The sequence below is a fragment of the Bombilactobacillus sp. ESL1187 genome (assembly GCF_058107155.1).
Map to the genome: position 1 here is coordinate 1,377,761 of NZ_JBYLTZ010000001.1, position 23,471 is coordinate 1,401,231.

Annotated in this window: 22 protein-coding genes and 1 CRISPR repeat array; of the genes, 17 read left to right on the forward strand and 5 right to left on the reverse strand. The window is 36.0% G+C overall.

The features are described from left to right. Nucleotides 1–54 precede the first annotated feature (54 nt). From cas9 to argS, 8 genes are all read left to right on the forward strand, one after another. Complete coding sequence (cas9, locus tag AC3B5B_RS06435; protein WP_489769664.1) at nucleotides 55–3,438, forward strand: type II CRISPR RNA-guided endonuclease Cas9; 3,384 nt, start codon at nucleotides 55–57, stop codon at nucleotides 3,436–3,438. Between the two features lie 268 nt (nucleotides 3,439–3,706). Next, nucleotides 3,707–4,621, forward strand: a complete 915-nt coding sequence (cas1, locus tag AC3B5B_RS06440; RefSeq protein WP_489769665.1) for a type II CRISPR-associated endonuclease Cas1 — start codon at nucleotides 3,707–3,709, stop codon at nucleotides 4,619–4,621. 59 nt (nucleotides 4,622–4,680) lie between these two features. Continuing rightward, complete coding sequence (gene cas2, locus AC3B5B_RS06445; protein WP_489769858.1) at nucleotides 4,681–4,989, forward strand: CRISPR-associated endonuclease Cas2; 309 nt, start codon at nucleotides 4,681–4,683, stop codon at nucleotides 4,987–4,989. Next, on the forward strand, nucleotides 4,986–6,011 hold the full coding sequence (locus tag AC3B5B_RS06450; protein ID WP_489769666.1) for a P-loop NTPase family protein: 1,026 nt from the start codon (nucleotides 4,986–4,988) through the stop codon (nucleotides 6,009–6,011). The genes cas2 and AC3B5B_RS06450 overlap by 4 nt, the downstream gene beginning before the upstream one ends. A 16-nt stretch (nucleotides 6,012–6,027) precedes the next feature. Next, a CRISPR array of direct repeats spans nucleotides 6,028–7,251; the repeat unit is 36 nt; unit sequence GTTTTTGTACCCTTAAAGATTTAGCAATAGAAAAAC. A 169-nt stretch (nucleotides 7,252–7,420) separates the two neighbouring features. Beyond that, entirely contained in the window at nucleotides 7,421–7,681 is a 261-nt protein-coding gene (locus tag AC3B5B_RS06455; protein ID WP_489769667.1) for a SemiSWEET family transporter, read from the forward strand. A 70-nt stretch (nucleotides 7,682–7,751) separates the two neighbouring features. Beyond that, the gene (locus tag AC3B5B_RS06460; RefSeq protein ID WP_489769668.1) at nucleotides 7,752–9,050 is read left to right on the forward strand and encodes a hypothetical protein; all 1,299 of its coding nucleotides are present in this window, start codon (nucleotides 7,752–7,754) and stop codon (nucleotides 9,048–9,050) included. Between the two features lie 79 nt (nucleotides 9,051–9,129). Then, entirely contained in the window at nucleotides 9,130–9,252 is a 123-nt protein-coding gene (locus tag AC3B5B_RS06465) for a hypothetical protein (protein WP_489757744.1), read from the forward strand. A 284-nt stretch (nucleotides 9,253–9,536) separates the two neighbouring features. After that, entirely contained in the window at nucleotides 9,537–11,240 is a 1,704-nt protein-coding gene (argS, locus tag AC3B5B_RS06470; protein ID WP_489769669.1) for an arginine--tRNA ligase, read from the forward strand. Nucleotides 11,241–11,456: 216 nt separating this feature from the next. Here argS and AC3B5B_RS06475 read toward each other — a convergent pair whose 3' ends face one another. Further along, entirely contained in the window at nucleotides 11,457–12,323 is an 867-nt protein-coding gene (locus AC3B5B_RS06475; RefSeq protein ID WP_489757746.1) for an RluA family pseudouridine synthase, read from the reverse strand. A 43-nt stretch (nucleotides 12,324–12,366) separates the two neighbouring features. On the opposite strand from AC3B5B_RS06475, the gene AC3B5B_RS06480 reads away from it, so the two are divergent. The 3 genes from AC3B5B_RS06480 to AC3B5B_RS06490 all read left to right on the forward strand — a co-directional run bounded on the left by AC3B5B_RS06480 (nucleotide 12,367) and on the right by AC3B5B_RS06490 (nucleotide 15,958). Further along, nucleotides 12,367–14,475, forward strand: a complete 2,109-nt coding sequence (locus AC3B5B_RS06480; protein WP_489757747.1) for a transglycosylase domain-containing protein — start codon at nucleotides 12,367–12,369, stop codon at nucleotides 14,473–14,475. A gap of 15 nt (nucleotides 14,476–14,490) precedes the next feature. Next, nucleotides 14,491–14,832, forward strand: coding sequence for a YlbF family regulator (locus tag AC3B5B_RS06485; RefSeq protein WP_489757748.1), 342 nt, complete (start codon nucleotides 14,491–14,493; stop codon nucleotides 14,830–14,832). Nucleotides 14,833–15,001: 169 nt separating this feature from the next. Further along, nucleotides 15,002–15,958, forward strand: a complete 957-nt coding sequence (locus tag AC3B5B_RS06490; RefSeq protein ID WP_489769670.1) for a 3'-5' exoribonuclease YhaM family protein — start codon at nucleotides 15,002–15,004, stop codon at nucleotides 15,956–15,958. A gap of 141 nt (nucleotides 15,959–16,099) precedes the next feature. Here the strand turns inward: AC3B5B_RS06490 and AC3B5B_RS06495 are convergent, their stop codons facing one another. The 3 genes from AC3B5B_RS06495 to AC3B5B_RS06505 form a co-directional block, all read right to left on the reverse strand. Next, complete coding sequence (locus tag AC3B5B_RS06495) at nucleotides 16,100–17,023, reverse strand: peptidylprolyl isomerase (protein ID WP_489757750.1); 924 nt, start codon at nucleotides 17,021–17,023, stop codon at nucleotides 16,100–16,102. Nucleotides 17,024–17,133: 110 nt separating this feature from the next. Further along, nucleotides 17,134–17,406, reverse strand: coding sequence for a hypothetical protein (locus AC3B5B_RS06500; RefSeq protein ID WP_489757751.1), 273 nt, complete (start codon nucleotides 17,404–17,406; stop codon nucleotides 17,134–17,136). Beyond that, on the reverse strand, nucleotides 17,403–17,849 hold the full coding sequence (locus AC3B5B_RS06505; protein ID WP_489769671.1) for an HIT family protein: 447 nt from the start codon (nucleotides 17,847–17,849) through the stop codon (nucleotides 17,403–17,405). Before AC3B5B_RS06505 ends, AC3B5B_RS06500 begins: the two co-directional genes overlap by 4 nt. A gap of 91 nt (nucleotides 17,850–17,940) precedes the next feature. Here AC3B5B_RS06505 and AC3B5B_RS06510 point away from each other — a divergent pair, with 91 nt between their 5' ends. From AC3B5B_RS06510 to trmB, 3 genes are read left to right on the forward strand one after another with little or no spacing between them, the layout of a single operon-like run. After that, a complete protein-coding gene (locus AC3B5B_RS06510; RefSeq protein WP_489757753.1) occupies nucleotides 17,941–18,669 on the forward strand; it encodes an ABC transporter ATP-binding protein in 729 nt (242 codons plus the stop codon). Nucleotides 18,670–18,675: 6 nt separating this feature from the next. After that, the gene (locus AC3B5B_RS06515) at nucleotides 18,676–19,884 is read left to right on the forward strand and encodes an ABC transporter permease (protein WP_489769672.1); all 1,209 of its coding nucleotides are present in this window, start codon (nucleotides 18,676–18,678) and stop codon (nucleotides 19,882–19,884) included. A 13-nt stretch (nucleotides 19,885–19,897) separates the two neighbouring features. Then, nucleotides 19,898–20,548, forward strand: coding sequence for a tRNA (guanosine(46)-N7)-methyltransferase TrmB (gene trmB, locus AC3B5B_RS06520; protein WP_489769673.1), 651 nt, complete (start codon nucleotides 19,898–19,900; stop codon nucleotides 20,546–20,548). Between the two features lie 141 nt (nucleotides 20,549–20,689). On the opposite strand, the gene AC3B5B_RS06525 is transcribed toward trmB, so the two are convergent. Continuing rightward, nucleotides 20,690–21,004 (reverse strand): hypothetical protein, encoded by a 315-nt coding sequence (locus AC3B5B_RS06525; protein WP_489757756.1) that lies wholly within the window; start codon nucleotides 21,002–21,004, stop codon nucleotides 20,690–20,692. 119 nt (nucleotides 21,005–21,123) lie between these two features. On the opposite strand from AC3B5B_RS06525, the gene AC3B5B_RS06530 reads away from it, so the two are divergent. The 3 genes from AC3B5B_RS06530 to murC are packed head-to-tail and all read left to right on the forward strand — an operon-like array spanning nucleotide 21,124 to nucleotide 23,462. Then, on the forward strand, nucleotides 21,124–21,447 hold the full coding sequence (locus AC3B5B_RS06530; RefSeq protein ID WP_489769674.1) for a thioredoxin family protein: 324 nt from the start codon (nucleotides 21,124–21,126) through the stop codon (nucleotides 21,445–21,447). 18 nt (nucleotides 21,448–21,465) lie between these two features. Then, the gene (gene ytpR / locus AC3B5B_RS06535; protein ID WP_489757758.1) at nucleotides 21,466–22,116 is read left to right on the forward strand and encodes a YtpR family tRNA-binding protein; all 651 of its coding nucleotides are present in this window, start codon (nucleotides 21,466–21,468) and stop codon (nucleotides 22,114–22,116) included. Nucleotides 22,117–22,142: 26 nt separating this feature from the next. Beyond that, on the forward strand, nucleotides 22,143–23,462 hold the full coding sequence (gene murC, locus AC3B5B_RS06540; protein WP_489757759.1) for a UDP-N-acetylmuramate--L-alanine ligase: 1,320 nt from the start codon (nucleotides 22,143–22,145) through the stop codon (nucleotides 23,460–23,462). Nucleotides 23,463–23,471: the final 9 nt, after the last annotated feature.

Sequence of the window (23,471 nt, forward strand, 5' to 3'; positions counted from 1 at the left end):
ATTCTTTAATTTATTTGTTAAAATAAAATTATTAAAAGGAAACGGAGTAAGGTTATGGCACAATCAATCAGTCTAGGCTTAGATATTGGGGTATCATCAGTTGGTTTTAGTGTCCTGGATTATCAAAAAGGGCATGTTCTAGAACTGGGCTCCAGGTTGTTTAACGCAAGCATTTCGGAAGAAAATGAGACGCGGCGTGATCGGCGTGGAAGTCGGCGGTTGTTAAGACGGAAAAAACAACGCCGAATTGATACGGTTAATTTATTTGAACGTTCCAAGTTACTTCCTACACGTTCCAAAACCGATCCGTATTATATTAATTTGCCGCAAAATGTGAATCCGTATGCTTTACGAGTTAAAGGGTTAACGCAGCAGCTGACTAAATCGGAATTAGTAAGCGCTTTATACAACATCGTTAAGCACCGAGGAATTAGCTTTACCTTGGATGATCTAAAGAGCAGTAGTGACTATAGTCAGAGCTTAGAAATTAATGAGACTGACTTACAAACGCAGACGCCGGCGCAAATTCAGTTGCAACGATTGCAAAAATATAATCAAGTACGTGCAAAAATTGAAAATACTGAGAATAATCAAGTTTTACTAAATGTTTTTCCCACTGCCGCTTTTGTCAAAGAAGCGCGGCAAATTATTGCTACCCAGCGGCAATTTTATCCCACCATTTTGACTGCCGAATTTGAAGAACAATTTTGCAAGATTTTACGGCGTAAGCGGGGCTATTATCAAGGACCTGGCAGTGAGAAATCACGGACGGATTATGGCATTTATAAAACAGATGGTCGGACCTTGGATAATTTATTTGAAGAGTTGATTGGGCGTGACAGAATACATCCTGAAGAACTGCGGGCTTCGGCCGCTTCTTATACCGCGCAAGAATTCAATTTATTAAGTGATTTAAATAATTTAACGATTACCACTTATGAAGATGGTAAGATGCCGCCAGCTGATAAATTGCAGTTAATTGAGCAGCTACGGCAAGCTAAGGGTAATCCGTCAATGATGAAATTGATTAAAAAAATTAGTCATTGTGAAGAGCAAGATATTCGCGGTTATCGGGTGGATGAAAACGATAAACCAGAACTGCATTCCTTAGCTATTTATCGGAAAATGCGCAAAGCTTTTTTAAAACAAGATATTGAGATTAATACTTGGAGTACGGCTTTTCTTGATGATTTAAGTTTTATTATGACGCTTAATACTGAAGATGGTGAGATTAGAAAACAACTGCATCAACGGCTGCAACCCCAATATGATTTCTTGGACGATAGTTTAATTCAGGCTATTATTGATAATAAAGCAGCGTTTGAAATAAAAAGTAACAATAAATGGCACCGCTTTTCAATTAAAACAATGCGCGAATTAATTCCTGAAATGCAAAAGCGTCCAGTGGAACAAATGACCTTGCTTCAGGAAAAAGGTTGGTCTTTGCGCGATCAACATCGTTTTCAAGATGACGAGTATTTGCCCTACCGCAAGATTACAGCGGATATTTATAATCCGGTTGCCGCTAAATCCGTGCGGGAAGCGTTAAAAATTGTGAATGCTGTAACAAAAAAATATGGTCAACCAGATTATATTGTTGTGGAAATGCCGCGTGACAAAAACGAAAAGGATATGAAAAAGTATCTGGATCAATTAAAAAAGAATAATCGCAAGCTTAAAGATCAAGCCATGCAAGAATTTATAACATCGGTTGGCAGTAAACAAGACGTTGATGATGGTTTACGTAAACAGGGTGGTAAATTATATACCAAAATTCGCCTGTGGTATGAACAACAACATAAGTGTTTGTATAGTGGCCAAACTATTGATGCATATGATTTATTACATTATCCAGAAAATTTTGAAATCGATCATATTATTCCCCAATCAGTATCCTTCGATGATAGTTTAAATAATAAAACGTTGTGTTATGCAGAAATGAATCAACAAAAAGAAAAACAGACACCATATGCGTTTTTTAATATGAACCATGGTCAAGGTTGGAAAAAATTTGAAGCTCAAGTGTTAAACAATACCAATTTTTCTAAAGCCAAACGCGATAATTATTTATGTGATGAGGATTTAAGCGATTTAGAAGTGCGGCAGCGCTTTATTAGTCGTAACTTAGTGGATACACGCTACTCTTCACGCGTGGTCTTGAATAGTTTGCAAGAGTTTTATCGAGAGAAAAACCAAAAGACGAAAGTAGCCGTCATTCGGGGTAAATTCACGTCTAATATGCGTAAACATTGGCATTTACCGAAGTCTCGAGAAACTTATCATCATCATGCAATCGATGCGACGATTATTGCCGCGACACCGTTTTTGAAGTTATGGAAAAAATCAGGTGGTACGATTTTTCCAGTGAAAGTGTCGGAACATACGATTGATATCAAAACAGGTGCTATTTTAGATGATAAAGAATATGATCAGCAACTACTGAATTTGCCTGATAGTCATTTGGTGACAGAATTACAAGAAATAGAACCACGAGTGCAATTTTCGCACCAAATTGATAAAAAGATGAATCGTAAGATTAGTAATGACACTATTTATTCAGTCCGTAATGGTCAATTAGCTAAGGATAAGCAGCCAGCAGATTATATCATTGCTAAAATTAAAAATATTTATGATGCTACGGATTATGTCAAATTCAAAAAAGTGTATGATAAAGATCCATCTAAGTTTTTGATGGCTAAATTAGATCCACAAAGTTTTGCCTTATTAGAACAAGTATTACAACAGTACCCTGATCAAATAGAAGAAATTGATCAAGCAGGCAAGGTGAAAACTAAAAATGTTAGTCCGTTTGAACTATATCGACGCGATCATGGCTTTTTACACAAATATTCGAAGCATAATAATGGTCCGATTATTAAACAATTGAAGTATTATGATAAAAAGATGGGTTCGAAAATTTGTGTAACGCCTCAAAATGCGCGCAACAAGCAAGTTATTTTGCAGTCTTTGAAACCATGGCGCACTGACGTTTATTTAGACGAAGCTACTGGCGAATATCAAATCATGGGGATTAATCATTCTGATTTGAGTTGTGTTCATGGTACTTTCGGAATTAAAAGGGCTGATTATCTCGAAATCAAGGCACGAGAAGGGGTTCATTCTGATGCGAAGTTTTTATTTTCGCTGTACCGGAAAAATCGGATTAAAGTGCAAAATCTAAAAACAAAAGAGCAAATGGAATTACTATTTTGGTCACGAAATATCAGCCATAAGAATTATGCAGAATTAAAGTTATTAGATTCGTATGATAATTATTTGACTAAGATTCCACTATACGGTAACGCTAAAGAAGGTAAGCAAATTATTAAGCCGCTAGTACCCAAGGACTGTAAACTTTGGAAAGTCAATACTGACATTTTAGGTAATCCATACTACCTAGAGCAAGAAGAAAAACAGCCACAAAATATTCTTGATTGATTCTAATAAAGGTGTTATACTTAATCCCGTAAGGGACGCCTTATATGTTTGAATGTTCAAGCGACTTAAAGTTTTTCTATTGCTAAATCTTTAAGGATCTACAAAAATAAGGGTTCATCCCGAATTTATTGACTGCCTTTGGCAGTCATTTTTTTTTACATCAAATTTTCCAATGTAGAAGTTTTCTTAATTTTTGACAAAAAAAGATTGTCAAAGAATAAAATAAGTCTTATTATGAAAGCGATAACACTAAAAAGAGGCGTTTATTTTGGGTTGGCGGATCGTACATATTAAAGAAGGAGAATTATTGCGACTTAAATTAGATAATGTAGAAATTGTCAAATTATCTAAAACAGTCTATATTCCGTTATCTGATATTAATACCATTATTTTGGAAGGCAATCGCACCACGATTACAACCAAACTGTTGGTGGGTTTAAGTCATAATAATATTGGCTTAATTATTTGTGATGATAAATATTTGCCAGTAGGAATGTATCTGCCATATGGTCAATACCATCATTCGGCTCAAAGAGTAATTGCTCAAGCTAATTGGACTAGTCAACAGAAAGCTAGAATGTGGAAACAGGTCATTGCACAAAAAATGCTAAATCAAATTGCATTTGCCCGTTACAAGGGAGTGGAATTAGAACGCTTAGAAATGATGGAACAATTGGTCATGGAATTAACTGACGGTGATTTAACTAATCGTGAGGGTCAGGTAGCTAAAGTTTATTTTGATTCGTTGTTTGGCAATTCATTTACTAGAGATGCTGAGGTGTTAGTTAATTATGCAATGAACTTTGGTTATGCAATTATCCGCTCGTGCGTGGCACGGTGTGTGGTAGCCGATGGCTTAAGTTCAATGTTAGGCATTTTTCACCGAAATGAATTTAACAGTTTTAATTTGGCTGATGATTTAATGGAACCCTTTCGGCCATTGATGGATTATTGGATTGATCAACAAGTTTTATCAACAACTGATTATTTGAGTTATGAGGCGCGGATGAGCTTAATTAATTTTATGAATCAAGAAATGCTGATTAACAATAAGAAAATGACGATGGATCATGTGATTCAGGAATTTGTACAATCGTTTGTGACCGCCATGAGTACAGATGATCCACAAGCTTTGTTGACGATTAGCTTGCAAGATTTTATTCAGACAAATAGTATTAAGTAAAGTTTTTTTGTGGAATTAGCATCGTTAATTTATAGGAGGATCAGGTGAAATATCAGAATATGCGCTTACTTTGTATGTTTGATTTACCCATGGAAACAATTAACGAACAACGACAATATCGAATTTTTCGCAAAGAGTTAATTCGCAATGGTTTTACCATGCTACAATATTCAGTTTATTATCGGACTTTACCCAATCGTGCGGCTGGTAAAAAATATGAACATAATATTCAGGCTTTTTTGCCTAATCATGGTGAAGTTCGCTTATTAGCAGTTAGTGAGAAACAATTTGATGATATGAAAATTTTAGTTGGTAGTCGCAGTAATCAGGAAGCCTTGGTAGGTAGTAAAAAGCTGGTGCAAATATGAATTTACAGATTGAGTATCAAGATCAGCAATTTGTGGAAGCTGACTTAGACCAAATTCTTTATTTCGTGGGTCCTAATCATGATATGCTGTGGAAAATATTTCGTAGTTTTTATTTTTATCGTCAAAAGTTGGATATTTCTGAGGCAAATATTTATGGTGAAAATGGTATTGAGTTACTGATTGATGATCATTTAATTGATTTAAAACATAATCACTTTTATTTTATTAATAGTCGTCAAGCGATTTATCAGCAAGTTATCTATCATAAACCATCTTTGCTCTTTGATTATCTGAATCAAAAGGAAAACGAAGTAGCTGTTACTCAACATTTAGAGCATATTAACAATGAATTATATCAACTATCTTTTTTACTACAGGATTATGTTGATAATTTTGCAGATAGTCTGCAAGTGGATTTAAGGGATCTAAATTATTTAGAGTTGTTAAAAAATGATTTGGTAGTCGGTTATCAAGAAAATCAAATCATGACACCAATTGAATTGATGAGTACTGATGAATTAGTGGATGAGTATCTCAATCTAATTACGGCTGTTGCCCAACGAACGGCTGATAAAATGTGGTTAATTATGTATAACCCTACGAGTTATTTATCAACTGATAAAATTGAAGAATTAGTAACTAAGTTAAAACAAATTATGCTTCAAACTAATTTACAAGTTATTTATATAGCGAATGATTTTCGGGGCGTCAGATTAGATAGTGCTGATATTCATAAAATAATTTTGGTTGGTCCTCATATTGAACAATTACCACCATTTGATGTTGTTATTAAAAGTCTAAAAAATCATTATCCCAATATGATGAATTTGTCCAATCAGCAAATCTTAAAATCTTTATCCCAGTTACTACCCTTGATAGGTAGTAAGCGAGAGGTTGCATTATCATCAAAAGATTTGGTATTATTAAAAATAATAAATGATTTGCTGGATTATGAGACGTCATTTAATTTAGAAGATTATTTATTAACTGATGCAGAAATCTCTTTTTTGAAAAATCAATGATTATTTTCAATTTGAGGTTTTTGTACCCTTAAAGATTTAGCAATAGAAAAACTAATCAATTAATTTCATTAAAGGATGTAGTGTTTTTGTACCCTTAAAGATTTAGCAATAGAAAAACAATACAAAAAATCTAAAATCAAAATCATTAGTTTTTGTACCCTTAAAGATTTAGCAATAGAAAAACAAAATGTTGGCCAACGTCAACCTACAGTCGGTTTTTGTACCCTTAAAGATTTAGCAATAGAAAAACACTTCAGTTGATGAATTAGTACGCTATGTTGTTTTTGTACCCTTAAAGATTTAGCAATAGAAAAACATACTATACCTTATAAGGTATAGTGTCAAGGTTTTTGTACCCTTAAAGATTTAGCAATAGAAAAACTAAATCCAGTTTCAAATTTTTAGTTATTTTGTTTTTGTACCCTTAAAGATTTAGCAATAGAAAAACTGGACCTGTATTGGGATTTGTACGCAGCTTGTTTTTGTACCCTTAAAGATTTAGCAATAGAAAAACAATGTAACCCAAGCCTTGGCCGACTTGTAAGTTTTTGTACCCTTAAAGATTTAGCAATAGAAAAACCTGGTGCTGCTGCTTGGTTCTTAAAGGACAGTTTTTGTACCCTTAAAGATTTAGCAATAGAAAAACATATTCTGATGTTCTAGCTTACCACCCTATGTTTTTGTACCCTTAAAGATTTAGCAATAGAAAAACTAAAAAGCCTACATGCGAAAACCGTACATTGTTTTTGTACCCTTAAAGATTTAGCAATAGAAAAACAATGCAACGTCCGATCTTTATTAGCGACTTGTTTTTGTACCCTTAAAGATTTAGCAATAGAAAAACTAAAAGTAAAAAAAATATAGAGATAGTGTTGTTTTTGTACCCTTAAAGATTTAGCAATAGAAAAACGAGAAAATGGTGAAAATTGGTTTGGGCTTAGTTTTTGTACCCTTAAAGATTTAGCAATAGAAAAACGGATTGCTAGTTACCCTTACGATTCGACTGGTTTTTGTACCCTTAAAGATTTAGCAATAGAAAAACTTGATTGGTCCAATCAGCAATTGAAGTATTGTTTTTGTACCCTTAAAGATTTAGCAATAGAAAAACTAAAAGCTGATGGTCTGTTTGATGACTACAGTTTTTGTACCCTTAAAGATTTAGCAATAGAAAAACCTCAGAGTCAAAATTCCATAGGCTAGCAGAGTTTTTGTACCCTTAAAGATTTAGCAATAAAACAACTATTTTTATTAAAGCTCATTGATTGTAAAAATAAAACAAATTTTATTCTCTAAGTGCAATTGTGAAATCAAAGTATTGCGTATTTGCTAATTTAAACAATATGCACTATGATAAAATTACGCTTAAAATAAAAGCGCTACCAAAAAGATCTATCACGGGAGATGTTTATTTGAAATTTGAGAAAGTCATTACTGTTTTAGGATGGATTGCTTCTATAACTGCCATTATTATGTACGTAGCGTATATTCCACAAATTATGAACAATTTACACGGTGTGAAAGGAAGTCCGATTCAACCGTTGGCAACAGCTTTTAACACATTGTTGTGGGTGATATATGCATTATGTAAAAAAGATCGTGATATTCCACTAGCGCTGTGTAATGGTGCGGGAGTAATTTTTGGTTTGATTACTTTCTTAACAGCTTTATAAAAATAATTTAGAAAGGATTAGTTATGAAAACTATTAAAATAGTGATACCTCTAAAAAAATCAAAATTAATGTGCCAGTTGTTTTTTCAGTTACAGAAGATCTCTCAGGCGATTTGTGGTTAGCTCATGATCAAGAAAATCATGAAATTATTTGTCAACGTTTACAAAAAGAAGACGATAAATTTATAGCAATAGTGTCTTTTGCACAAGGTGATGTTCAACTGCAATTAGATCATGTCTTGGAGCCTAGTGAAGTAGATGGTATTCAGGAGATCACATCAACTCAAGAGACAGATACTTATGTTCATTTAAATACAGGTGTTTTTGATTTGGAATTGTGCCGTGGTAATGCTCAAGGAGAGGGTTCCTCCAAATGGGGTTTACGTCATTTTAAATCAGTTCAGGAAGACAAAGATTTATTGCCATCAGGTAATAATGCGATGGGCGGATTTTATGGTCCATTCTTCACCCCTGATAATGGTTTAATCAATCCTGCGGAACACTTGATTGTAGATATTCAGGCTTTGGAAGACGGCCCAATTTTTAAAAAATATCGTCTATCTGGCAGAATTCCTGACGGGTTAAAACCGGAACTATATGGTAAGCATTTTAGTTTGGATTGGTCTTTTTATTATAATGTTCCGTTCTTTTCACGTGTTTACCATGTGGATCATTTTCAAACAACAGTTAATCATCGTTCCATTACTGATAAGATTACCGTCGGTGATGAATTTGAAAGTGGAATCGGTCATCAAGTGTTTGATCGCTTTATTACCGATAGTGGCGTTTGGTATCGTGCCGGTGATCCGTATGCCAATGATTTGGCTGATAAGGTTCAAACGTTAGTTAATGATGGTCAAACGCGAGGAACAGCTTTTGAAAAGTTTCGGTCTTTGTTGACTGGCGATATGGCATCAGCACATTGGGATTTATATTGGCGGTTGTTTTCAGTCTGGGAAAATGCTTTGGAGCGCTCGGAAGATGAAGCGCAATTGGCAGATATTCGAGCTCAAGCATTTGTAGAAGCCGAAACTAACGACCGACCATGGACTTATTCACAGCAACCAGTCGATGTTAGCCAGGTAGCTGATCAAACTATCTTTGCGGGACCAGCAACTAAATCAGCCGAAATTAATACGCAAACGCATCAAGCAATGATTTGGCAAACTGCGCAAGCAGCCGGTGCTTTTCAAATTGTTCAACGTCCTAATTCCGGTTGGCAGAATTGGGGTACTAACGGTGAAAATGAGTGTCCCGCTTTGCCGACCAATACTTTGATTCAGACAGCTTATGGGCCTTTCGAGGATAATTGGCAAGACGTTGCTGATAGTTTGGAAGCTTTAGCAAAAGTTGCTGTACAAGTTCAATAAAATAGTTCAAATGTTTTTGCTTGACATCCTAATATGTTCTGAGTAGAATAAGCAGAATTATATCTAGGAGGTAATGAGCATGAAAAAATTACGCATTCAACTTGATACAGCTTCACAAACGTTCATTGCCGTTGATCCCAGCAGAAATGTCAGTGGACAAGGCAAGACAATTCAAGAAGCTATTATGCATTTAAAACATTAATTAAAAACTATTTTAAAGGTTACTAATTTTTACCGTTGCTTGAAAATTTAACTTGAATCCTTTAAAATGAGTTTTGCAGAGAGTTAAGGTACATTTGGTTGTTTTAGTGAGGTCTTGTGAGTGTGAAAAGGCTACAGTCAAGTACCGTCGTGTCTTTGTGTTTTTTAAAATATGTTTAAATTAAAGTGGATTACTAATCAATTAGAGTGGTACCGCGGGTTAACTCGTCTCTTTCATATTTAATATGAAAGAGCTTTTTTTATGTTATGGAGGATCAGATAATTATGGATTTACAACAAGCCAAAGTAAGCATCCAAGAAGCCTTGCAACCAAATTTAACGAACAGTGATTTGACTGCTGACCAAATTTTGAATTTGATTGAAGTGCCGAAAAATACGCAAATGGGTGATTTTGCTTTTCCAACTTTTCAATTAGCCAAACAGTTACATCAATCACCAGTGGTCATTGCGCAAGATTTAGTCAAACAAATTGATCCAAATGTCTTTGCTAAGGTGGAGGCTAAAGGACCTTATGTCAACTTCTTTTTACAGCGTCCAGCCGTAGCACAAACGACTCTGCAACAAATTCTTAATGAACAATTGAATTATGGTGCAACGAAACAGGGCAACCAACAAAAGATGGTGATTGATATGTCATCACCTAATATTGCAAAACCGATGTCGATGGGCCATTTACGTTCCACTGTAATTGGTAATTCTTTGGCCAAAATTTTAGCCAAGTTAGGTTATCAACCGATTAAGATTAACCACTTGGGTGATTGGGGCACGCAATTTGGTAAACTAATGGTGGCTTACAAAAAATGGGGTTCTGAAGCAGAAGTTAAAGCTGATCCGATTACCAATTTACAAAAATATTATGTTAAGTTTCATCAATTAGATCAAGAACACCCTGAATTAGATGATGAAGCGCGAGAATGGTTTAAAAAATTGGAAAATGGTGATGCTGAGGCTACGCATTTGTGGCAGTGGTTCCGCGAAGAATCACTCAAAGCTTTTACCAAAGTTTATGACGAATTGGGAATTAGCTTTGACTCTTATAAGGGTGAAGCCTTTTATAATGATAAAATGGACGAAATTGTTGATTTATTGGAACAAAAAGGTCTATTGCAAGAAAGCCAAGGGGCCGAGATTGTTGATTTAGGTGAACAATTACCACCAGCGATGATTAAAAAGTCTGATGGGGCTACTTTGTATATTACACGTGATTTAGCAGCGGCTTTATACCGTAAGCGAACTTACGATTTTGATAAAGCTTTTTATGTTGTTGGTAGTGAACAGAGTGTGCACTTTGAACAATTAAAAGCAGTATTAGCTAAAATGGGCTTTGATTGGGCAAAAGATATTGAACATATTAAGTTTGGTTTAATCACTTCGGGTGGTAAAAAATTATCTACACGAGCAGGCCGGGTGATCTTATTAGAAGACGTGTTGCATGATTCGGTGCAATTGGCCCAAAAACAAATTGCCGAAAAAAATCCTAACTTAGCTAATCCAGAGCAGGTCGCTCAAGAAGTTGGTGTCGGTGCTGTAATTTTTCATGATTTAAAAAATAATCGGACCGATAATTTTGATTTTCAATTAGATGAAGTCGTGCGTTTTGAAGGTGAGACTGGCCCTTACGTTCAATATACTCATGCACGAGCAATGAGTATTTTACGTAAGGCAGATTATCAAGCCCAAACTACAGAAATAACAGCCGCCACTTTAAATGATGAAGCTTGGGACATCGTCTTAACCTTAGCCAATTTTCCTAAAACGATTCAACAAGCTGCTCAACAAAAAGAACCTTCAGTCATTGCCAAGTATGCATTAAAGTTGGCTAAGTCGTTTAACCATTATTATGCTCATAACAAAGTTTTAGTGGATGATGACCAATTGCAAGCACGCTTAAACTTGGTGCAAGCACTAGCTTGGGTTTTGGAAGCTGCCTTAGACTTATTAGGGGTTAAAGCACCTGATGAAATGTAATTAAAAACTTTATCTAAGCAGCAAAATATAATGTAAAATTAAGGGTGATTGGGATAAAAAACTAGTCTACAATTAAGACTAGTTTTTTTAAATACTTCAAAATTCAAATTTTTGTTGTTAAAAATGCTAAACTACAAAATAAAATTCTTTTTTAAAATTTATTGCAGTTGGTAGTTGATTGCTCTATGACTTTGGTCCTAACCGCATTTTATCTAATTAACTAGTTAAGTCTAAAAAATCTGGCGGAATTTTGGTGGTAACTGTCTGTGTTTGCCAATCAAAGGGTTTTTGGTATTGTAATTGGTAAGCATGTAAATACATTCTGGAAGCTTTCAGTGGACTGTACAAGGGATCACCTAGAATTCCCACTCCTACAGCTTGTAAGTGAACGCGAATTTGATGGGTTCGCCCCGTTGTTAATTGTAGTTGCACTAAAGCCCAGTTTTTATTATGTTGTAAGATTTGATAATGTGTGCTAGCAAATTGGCCTTTGGGATCAATGCGTCGTTTGCGAGGATCTAAAGGATCACGGCCAATGGGAGCAGTAATAGTTTGAGTTGAGGGTAAAGTGGAACGATAAGGAATCACGGCCACATAAGTGCGTTGGAGTTGTTTCAAGGCTAATTGACGCTCAATAATAGGGACGATTAAAGGATCCTGCCCAACCATGATTAACCCACTAGTCAACATATCTAGCCGGTGTAACATAAGTGGTGGGCTTGGCAAAATAGCGGCTAAATGGTTAAATAAAGTATGAGTTTCTAAGGGTTGATTGGGATGTGTTTTAATACCGGCAGGTTTATCAACAATAACTAAATCTGAATTTTGAAAAATAATTGGACAATTGGTTGTCAATTGGGCTGAATAATGTTGCGGCGTGAGGTTGGTATTAAAGGCCAAATCAATTTGTTCGCCATTATGAACTAATTGATTGAAATAACGATAATGATGATTCACAAAAATTGAACGCTGTGTTCGTAGTTCGTGCTGCCACTTACGTGGTAAATACCAATTGTTTAACAATTGACGAATAGTGAAAACTTGCGGTGCATGTTGTAGAATTAAATGACGTTCTAATATCAATGAGTTACTCCATTTTTTGAAAAAATTAGGTTTGAGGGATACGATGAAACACAGTGAAAAATTTGACTGGTCTGCCGGAATCAAGTATTTATTGGCACAAATTGGTCACGGACTCCATTATATAACGAAACGATTCCACTTGTTACGGTGGTTATTGTTAATTACGATGACCATTTTTTTGGTTTTTAGTGCAATTTTAACTTTTAAGGCGAAAACTGCTAACGTGAGTCATTTAAAAGCTTCTTTACAAACGACAACCACTATTATGGACGTCGACAATCATAAAGCTGGTTCGTTGTATTCACAAAAAGGAACGTATGTTGGTTTGCGGCATATTTCAAAAAATATGCAAAATGCGGTAATTGCTACTGAAGACCGCACTTTTTGGACCAATCATGGTTTTAGTCTGAAAGGTTATGCTCGTTCGGCGATTGGCTTATTACTTCACCATCAAATTGTGGGTGGTGGTAGTACTTTGACACAACAATTAGCGAAAAATGCTTTATTAACGCAAAAACAAACTTTAACTCGGAAAGCAGAAGAATTTTTCTTAGCCGTTGAAATAAATCGTGTTTATAGTAAACAAGACATCCTTTCCATGTATTTAAACAATGCTTATTTTGGTAATGGGGTGTGGGGAGTCGAAGATGCTTCCAAAAAATATTTTGCTGAATCGGCCAGTGAATTATCGCCAGCACAAGCAGCCACTTTAGCGGCTATGTTACGTAATCCCAGTTTTTATGATCCGTATCGCCATCCAGATAATTCTAAAGCTCGCCGCAATTTAATTCTGAATTTAATGGTGACTAACAAGACTTTGTCGAAGCAACAAGCCCAGATTAATCAACAAACGGCCTTAAGTTTAGATGATGGTTATCATAAACAAAGTGGTTATCGCTATCCTTCTTATTTTGATGCGGTCATTTCTGAAGCAGAAAGTCGTTATCACTTAAGTGAAAATCAGATTTTAAATAAGGGTTATACGATTTATACTAGCTTAGATCAAACCGTGCAACAAAAGATGCAAGCTAGTTTTGATAATGATTATCTCTTCCCGCAAAGCGCTAGTGATAATACTTTATCACAAGGTGCCTCTATTGCATTAAACCCGCAAACAGGTGGTGTTAGTGCAGTTGTTGGGGGACGTGGTCCGCATGTCTTTCGTGAACTTAATCGAGCTACACAAATGAAACGGCAGCCGGGTTCAACAATTAAACCATTAGCGGTTTATACCCCCGCCATTGAAAGTGGTTATAAGATTGATTCACCATTGCCTAATCAAGTGACGAGTTTCGGTAAAAATCACTATACGCCGACGAACGCTGATGGTTCTTATACTACTGAATTACCATTATATCAAGCACTCAGTAACAGTGAAAACGTGCCAGCAGTAGCTTTGCTGGATAAAATTGGTGTGAAAAAAGGCGTCGCTTCAGTGGAAAATTTTGGGATTAAAGTGGCTAAAAGTGATCAAAATTTAGCCTTAGCCTTAGGCGGACTACAGACCGGAGTGACACCTTATCAGATAGCGCGGGCTTATACAGCCTTTGCGAATAATGGTAAGTTAGCTAGTACGCATTTTATTACGAAAATTGTGGATGCTACGGGAGCCGTGGTTGGCCAAGATGAGCAAACCGCGTCTAAACCGATTATGAGTAAAAAGACTGCGCAAACAATGACTAGTTTGCTGCTGAATGTCTATGATCAAGGAACCGGCGCCGTCGCTAAACCAGCAGGTTATCAATTAGCGGGCAAAACTGGTTCCACAGAAGTACCACAAGATTATGGTAATGGTACGAAGGATCAATGGATGGTGGGTTATACACCGGATATTGTTGTGGCTACTTGGGTCGGATTTGACCGAACTGATCGTCAACACTTTTTACAAGAGGGTAGTGAGCAAGGAATTGGGCCCTTGTTTAAGAATGAAATGACGAATATTTTGCCGACTACTAAAAATACTAGTTTTGAAGTCAAAGATGCTGCTCAAATGGTGCAGCAGCAAAAACATCACGCAACTGGTAATTGGACCCAAGGATTTGGTGATAATTTGAAGCACAAAGTCCAAGATACGATAAATAATTTTAATAATGCCAAACAAAGTGTCAGTCAATGGTATAATCAGATAAAAGGTCGCTGGGGCCAAGAATAATAAGGAGAATTTAGTATGGTTAATGTGTATGATACTGCTAATCAATTAGAAAAAGATTTGCGTCAATCAGAAGAAGTTTTAGGATTACAGGCTGCTTTTAATCAAATGAAAGCTGATCCGATGGCTTACCAAATGTTTCAACAAATGCAAACAATGCAGGATAAATTACAGCAAAAGCAAGTTAATAACCAAGAAATTACGGATGATGAAATTAAACAACTGCAAACTCTGTCTGGTCAATTAGCTAAATTTGATTCTGTACAAAAATTGATGGACCAAGAACGTAAAATTAATGCGATGATGGAAGAATTAAATAAAATCATCTCTAAACCGATTGCTGATATTTATAATAGTTAATCCCAAAAAACGATACCTTGGTGGGTATCGTTTTTTTGTTATCTTGAGTTTATAGTTTAGTCACCTGATTAGACGATTGCATTTAATGGTGACGTTTATTAAACTAAGCTTAATCAAAAAGCTAGGGTGTTCTTTGTTGTATTTTAGATTAGAAAGAGGATGAAACATAGTGACTGATAAATTAGCTGCTTTACGCACTGGCGATACAATAGATGCTCCGGTTTTAATTGAACAAATGCACGTGCGTACTGCCAAGAATGGTAAACAATTTTTAGATTTAGTATTTGCGGATACTTCTGGTAAAATTTCAGGTAAATATTGGCAAGCTAGTGCAGAAGATGCCCAGAATTTTGTAGCGGGACAAATTGTCCAGTTAAAGGGGCAGTGTGAAACTTATCGTAATATGTTACAAATCAAAATCGAAAGTTTAAAGTTGACACCACCTGATAGCTATTCCGTTTCGCAATTTATGCAGCATGCACCATTAAGCAAACAAGAGTTACAAGATCAAATTAACGAATTAATTTTAGAAATTACCCAACCCCATTGGAATCGCATTGTCCGGTACTTAATTAATCAGCACCAAGATAGTTTTTTTGAATATCCTGCAGCTAAAAGCAATCATCATGATTATGCAGGTGGTTTGGCTTTTCATACTGTTAGTATCGCGCGATTGGCTAACAATGTTTGTCAGCAATATCCGCAAGTTAATCGTTCATTGTTAATTGCGGGAACCATTTTACATGATTTGGGTAAAACTCGAGAATTAAGCGGTGCTGTTAATACCCAATACACGCTTGAAGGTAATTTGTTAGGACATCTAGTGATTATGGATGCGGAAATTGTGGCGGCTTGTCAGCAATTAAAATTGGATACCGAAGCAGAGGATATTGTCTTATTAAGACATATGGTCATTGCGCATCATGGCTTGCTAGAATATGGTTCAGCTAAGCGTCCCCAAATATTAGAGGCGGAAATTTTACATGCGCTGGACGAATTGGATGCGACGATTACGATGGTTACCAAGGCTGAACGTAAAATTCAACCCGGAGAATTTAGTGAACGGATTTTTGGCTTGGATAATCGGCGCTTCTATCGTCCGCTTGAGCATACCACTAAGGATTAAAAAGGGCATTGAATTGAGACTTTGCCCCCAATGTTTTTTGAAGAAGCTGGTAAGCTATAATTAAATGATTTTATCGTACAAAAAAACGCATCGCAGTTTGTTCACTGAAATGCGTTTTTTTGTAATTAATATTTAGAACTCTTATTTAGAACCACTAGTGGATTTAGCATTATCTTTCTTGTTATTGTTAGATAAGAATCCAGACAAGACGTTCTTTAAGTCGTTATCTTTGATAGAAATATCAGAACGCTTCAAGACTTTCGTGATCACTTTTTGCATAGTTGCTGAATCATTCATCCGAGAAGCATAAATTTGATTCTTCAAAGTTTGTTCATGTTGCTTCATAGTACCTTTAGCTGGACGCTTAACCATCTTAATGACATGGTAACCGTAAGATGATTTGACAGGTTCTTTAGTATATTGACCTTGCTTTAATTTTAAAGCAGCTTTCTTAAAGTTAGCATCTAAAGAAGTGTCATTGTTATTGAAGGCTGGTAATTTACCACCTTTATTCTTAGTACCAGTATCTGTGGAGTACTTCTTAGCTAATTTATCAAAGCTTTGACCAGCATCTAATTTAGAGATTACTTCTTTGGCTGTTGCATCATCTTTAACCAAGATATGTTGTACTGTAACTTTTGGTGTATATTTTGCCCATTGTTTCTTTAATTGCGCATTAGAAATGTTGGTTTCCTTGCGAATGGCCACTTTGGTTAACAGTTGGGTCCGAATGGTATCTTTGAAATCACTCGCATCCATACCATTTTGTTGTAACAATGTATTGAATTGAGAACCATATTTATTCTTATATTGGTTAAATTCTTTGTTAACTTCTTTATCGCTAACTTGTTTACCATATTGTGACTTCAAAGCCTGAGCAATCACCATTTGTTGCAATTGCTGTTGTCCAGCTTGAGATTTTTTCATTTTTTGGTAAAGCTGTTCTTGAGTGATTTTACCACCCTTCATAGTTACCACAGCCTTATTGCCGGAACAACCAGCAACTAAGGTAACGGAGAATAAGGCAACTAAAGTCAAGATCCATTTACTAAACTTTTTTGACATAATCTACTTACACATCCAATCTTATTTTATCTTGAATTAAGATAACAAATACAAAGATAACACATTTATTATCTTTTTCCTACAAGTTAAATTATAAATTCATTAAAAAATCACAATTTAGTCGGAAAATCTTGCTGTAACTGTTTCAATTGTTGTTGTAATTGTTGCAAATCGGCAACAATGGGTTCTTTGCCCTGCATTAAAGTGGTTTGTAAATCTTTGAGGATCGGTAATGATTCGTCAGTTAATTGTTGCTTCAATTTTTTGAGTTCCAAATTTAAATTCTTCCAAGCAGCGATGCGCGGACGTTGTTGTTGCATAATTCTGTTGGCTCCAGCGAATAAACCAATGCCTGTTAATAAACCGAGGTTAAAACTTTTCATGCTTCATCTCCAAAATTCGTTTGAATAGTTGTGGCGATCTGATCTAACTTAGCAGCATCATACTGATCAGTATTGTCTGCCCATTTCATAGAAAAGCCGTCTTCTTCATTATAACGCGGAATTAGATGAATGTGGGAGTGAAAGACTGATTGATAAGCAATCTTGCCGTTGTTAATACAAATATTCATGCCCTGAATTTTCGGATCAAGTTGTTTAATCGCGCGGGCAATTTTGGGAATTCGGCTAAAGACCAAACTGGCCTGTTGGCTATCATAATCAAAAATATCTTTAATATGTTGCTTGGGAACAACTAAAACATGGCCTGGGGTGACTTGTGATAAGTCTAAGAAAGCTTTAACGACATCATCTTCATAAACGGTGTGACTGGGAATATCCCCAGCAATAATTTTACAAAAAACACAATTTGGATCTAGGTTGGTCATGATTTATTCCTCCTTAAGAATAAAAAATTATATCGGGTTAATTTCATGCTATCATAAATACAAAGCAATAACAGAGGGTAGGTAAAATTTTATGGCTTTAGTAGTAGAGCATTTAACTGGGGGCTATGGACGTATCCCGGTGATCAAAGATGAAAGTTTTACAGTGCGATCTGGAGAGACGGTAGGGTTAATAGGTTTAAATGGTGCCGGCAAATCAACAACAATTAAACATGTCATTGGTTTGTTAAAGCCACAAAAAGGGACGATTAGTTTAAATGACACTCAATTAGACCAAGACATTACCGCTTACCGCAGCCAAATTGCGTATGTCCCAGAATTACCAGTCTTATATCCTGAGTTAACTCTGAAAGAACATTTGGAGTTAACGATGATGGCTTATGATCTAAATCATGAAGCTGCTTGGCAAGATGCAAACCAATTACTCAAAACTTTTCGTTTAGCTGATAAGTTAGATTGGTTTCCGATCAATTTTTCTAAGGGAATGAAGCAAAAAGTGATGATTGTTTGTGCTTTCATGACTCAAGCGAAGCTATTTATTATTGATGAGCCCTTTACAGGCTTAGATCCGTTAGCTGTGAACGATTTATTGAAGTTGGTACAAGCCAAAAAACAAGCGGGTGCGGGAATTTTAATGTCCACACATATTTTGGCGAATGCTGAACAAAGTGCCGATCGTTTCCTTTTGTTAAATCATGGTCAAGTCAAAGCTCAGGGCACCTTGGCTGAAATTAAAGCCCAATTTGGGGCGCAGGATGATAATTTAAGTGACTTGTATTTACGTTTGGCTGAGGAGGGCTAAGTTAGCATGAAATCTCTATGGCAACAACGCCTGACACAGCATTTAAAAGAACAAGCCAAGTTTTTAAAATTGGTCTTTAATGAATATTTTATTATTGCCATTATCTTTATGATTGGCGCTTTTGGCTATTGGTATTCACAAGCTTTGACTCATTTGACGTTAAATTCGTGGTGGGTCAAACCCTTAGGTATTATTATCTTAACGGTTTGTGGATTATTTTTTAAAGTGGCGACGTTAATGCAATCCGCGGATACAACTTTTTTATTACCTAAAGAAGTGGCTTTGCGCGAATATTTGGTCAAGGCCCGTAATTATAGTTGGTGGTTACCGTGCTTGACTTTAATTTTGGTCAATTTTTTCTTAACGCCTTTTTGGGCTAAGGGCGCAGGTTTTAAGCCAACCACTGTGGTATTGATTGCATTGGCAACTTTAATTTTGGAAGTTGGCGTGATTAACAATCGCTTAGCTAGTAATTATGTGGAACAACCTGCTAAACTGTGGTGGGAAAGTTGCATTAGTTTTGTGGTGGTTTTGATTGTGGCCTTGTATTGGCTGCCGTTAGTCGGTGTTCTTTTAGCTTTAATCGTAACGGCGCTCAGTTTTTATCAATTACATCAACTCTTAAATCAACGGCCATTGCAGTGGACTTATTTAGTGCAGCAAGAACAGCAACGTAGTTACCAGCTGAAAAGATTTTATAATTTGTTTACCGACGTGCCAGGAATGAAGGGCAAATCACGACGTTATCGTTGGTTAGATGGCCTTTATCGTCCTATTAAATTGCAACAGGCGCAGAGTGGTATCTATCTTTTTAGTCGCGGCTTTGTACGTAATACTGACTATAGTGGCTTATTTTTACGTTTAACCATTGTTGATTTGGTATTAATTGCCTGTTTGAAGAATGTCTGGCTGATTAGCATCATGAGTTCATTGTTTTTATATTTAGTCGAATTTCAATTGGTGCCACTATATAAAAGTTATGATACGAATGTTTTATTTCAAATTTATCCGTTGAGCACACACCAAAAGCAGCATAATTTTCAAACATTACTCAGTGTAATTTTAATGAGCCAATGGTTGTTAGGATTAGTAGTTTTAGTTATTGTCTATCATCTGCAACAAGTAACGCTCATTGCTGGTTTAGTCGGATTAATTATGGTAATATTTTTGCTTAAAGTTTATTTACCACACCAATTAAAAAATTTGGAAAGATAGGAATTATGTAGTTATGCGTTTACGAAACAAACCTTGGGTGCGAGGCTTGATTGCCGAACATCCTGAATGGATTTTAAATGAACCTGAGCCCCAAAGTATTCAAGGACAGTGGCAACAGCGGTTTACAAAGAACCAGCCGATTGAATTAGAATTAGGTTCAGGCAAAGGCCAATTTATTATTGCAAAGGCACAACAAAATCCAGAGCGAAATTTTATTGCAATGGAATTACAACCAGTTGCTGCAGCGATGATTCTGAAGAAACAGTTGCAGGCACAATTGCCTAATTTACAAATTTTAGTAGCTAATGGGCGGCAGTTGCCAGAATTATTCGCTACTGGAGAAATTAGTAAATTATATTTAAACTTTTCGGATCCGTGGCCCAAGACACGCCATGAAAAACGTCGGTTAACGGCACCCAATTTTTTGAAATTGTACCAATCGGTTTTACCGGCACACGGTGTTATAGAATTTAAAACGGATAATCAAGGTTTATTTGAATACTCCTTAGGCAGTTTTAATCATTATGGAATGCAATTTGATAAAATTAGCTTAAATCTCCATCAGAGTCCGTGGGCTGAACATAATATTATGACAGAATATGAAGCTAAATTTTCGCAAAAAGGCCAGCCCATTTATTATTTAGTTGCACATTTTCCTAATTAACGGTCAGTTTTTAGTCAAAGTCAATTAATTGCAAGTTGATAGGAAGAGTTGGTAGTTTTTGTGTACTGGTAGTTATAAAATTCAGATTATGTAATAAAAAAACACCAATCCGGAAATTTTCCAGTGGTGTTTTTTTAATAGTTAAACGCGTTGAATGTCTAATAGTTGTCCTGTTAAAGCTGATGCAATAAAATGATATTGTGCTTCTTCATCATCTTGCACAGCAGTAACGCCACCAACTAAAGCCCAGGTATCAGAGCCTTCAACATTAACTTTTTGGAACATTGGTTCAACCCAAGTAGTAATAATGTTGGTATCAGAACCTAAATTATTTTTAATTCGCTCAATTACTTGTTTACTATCAATTTGATGTATTAAGTATAAAGCACCAGCTCCGACAACAGCTGCTGTTGTTGAAGCAACGAGGGTTGATTTAACTAATCCCTTTAAACTCATAGATCTAACCTCCTCAGTTTATATATCTATTTTATCATTATATTATAAATAACGTTGGTAATTGACAACTTTTTTTTAGTTTGTAATATAGTTTATAGGTCAGAAAGGAATTGAAGACAATGAAAAAGCTAGAAGATCAAGTAACAACAAATATTGAACAATTAACGAAAGATGGTAAATTTATTTTATTTTTTGAAGCCGATTGGTGCCCCGATTGCAAATTTATTGAACCCGAGATGCCAGCAATTGAACAAGATTATCCAGAATATGAATTTATCCAAGTTGATCGAGATCAATTCTTAGACTTAGCCAAAGACTTAGGAATTATGGGTATTCCTAGCTTTGTTGCTTTTTCTAATGGCCAAGAAATTGGACGTTTAGTTAACAAGGAGCGCAAAACTAAGGCGCAAGTAGAGAGTTTTATGGATTCTTTAAATAAATAAAATTTAATTGGGAAAGATATGGTGAAACGATTGCAGATTAGTGTTTACAATCCAGCAGTTTTTGGTGACGTAGTTTTGATAATTTTAGGAGCCAACACTGCGGAGCAAAGTACAGTACAAAAGGGTAACATTGTACAAATTTTAAATGATCAAAATGAAGTAATTGGCTATAACTTCTTTGATGTGTTGGCCAAGTTGAATTTAAGTACACAAGCAGCGGGCCAGTTTCATTTGACTGCACCACAAATTCAAGTGTTAAATCAACAGTTACAAGCCGCAGGTTTTGCTGAGCAATTGGAAGTAGATACGACTGAGTATTTTGTGGCAGGTTTGGTCAAAGAAATGACCCCTCATCCTGATTCTGATCATTTGCATGTTTGCCAAATTGAATTAGATCAAGGTCAAGTTGAGCAGATTGTTTGTGGTGCGCCCAATATTGCCGTTAATCAAAAAGTTGCAGTAGCCAAAGTGGGAGCCATGATGCCCGCGGGCCAGATTATTTATCCAGGTGTTCTTCGAGGTGTCAAAAGTAATGGAATGGTTTGTTCACCTCGTGAACTAGCCTTAGCTAATGCCCCACAAAAACGTGGCATTTTAGTTTTAGACGACCAAGTACCTACGGGTTCAGCGTTAGACTTTGACCAATTGAACCAAATTTTTGTGAAATAAGTAAATTTTACAGCAGAGGTAAACAAATGGAACAACCAATTTATCATTTTATCGGTATTAAAGGAACCGGTATGAGTGCCTTGGCGTTAATCTTGCATGATTTAGGATATGAAGTTGAAGGTTCTGATATTAGTAAACAAACTTTTACGCAAACTGGTTTGCAACAAGCGGGCATTCAGATTACCGATTTTGCAGCAACTAATATTCATCCCGGTTTGACGATTATTTTAGGAAATGCCTTTGGTGATGACAATCCGGAAGTCGCGCAAGCCCAAAAATTAGATTTACCAATCTTTACTTATCCACAAATGGTGGGCAAGTTGGTGAATGAATATACGTCGATTGGGGTAGCTGGTGCTCATGGTAAAACTAGTACAACGGGCCTATTAGCTCATGTTTTACAAGGAATAGCTCCTACTAGTTATTTAATTGGTGATGGTACGGGGAAAGGTGACCGGCAAAGCCAATTTTTCGTCTTTGAAGCTGACGAATATCGGCGCCACTTTTTGGATTATGCACCGGATTATTTGATTATGACGAATATTGATTTTGATCACCCAGATTATTTTGCCGACATTGATGATGTCTTTTCAGCATTTCAACAAGAAGCCAATCAAGTCAAAAAGGCGATTTTTGCTTGGGGTGACGATCCTTTATTACAGAAAATTCAAGCACCTAAAGGTACACAGTTATTTTATTATGGTTTGAATGATCGCGATGATTTTCAGGCAATTAAGATCCAAAAAACGACGCATGGTTCCAGCTTTGAAGTGCTGTATCATGGGCAAAATTTGGGGCAATTTCAAATTCCATTATTTGGTCAACATAATATTTTAAATGCGTTGGCGGTAATTGGTGTCAGCTATTTAGAAAAGATTGCGCCGGCAGAGATTCAACGAGAGTTACAAAGTTTTCACGGTGTCAAGCGGCGCTATAGTGAAAAGAAAGTGGCAGATATGGTGGTAATTGATGATTATGCTCATCACCCTTCCGAAATCAAAGCCACGATTGATGCAGCGCGCCAGCAGTATCCAGATAAACAAATTTTGGTTGTATTTCAACCACATACCTATAGTCGCTTGCTGGCATTATTACCTGGATTTGTGCAAAGTTTGGATTTAGCAGATCAAGTCTTTTTAACGGAAATTTTTGGTTCGATTCGGGAAAATCAAGGCCAAATTTCTAGTGCAGATTTAGGAGCACAATTACAGCATGGTGGGCAAGTAATTACCCAAGATCAGATGCAACCTTTATTAGACTACCATGATGCTGTGGTCATCTTTATGGGTGCAGGTGACATTCAAAAGTATGAAGTTAGTTATGAGCAACAATTAGCGCAACGCTAAAATTTGAAA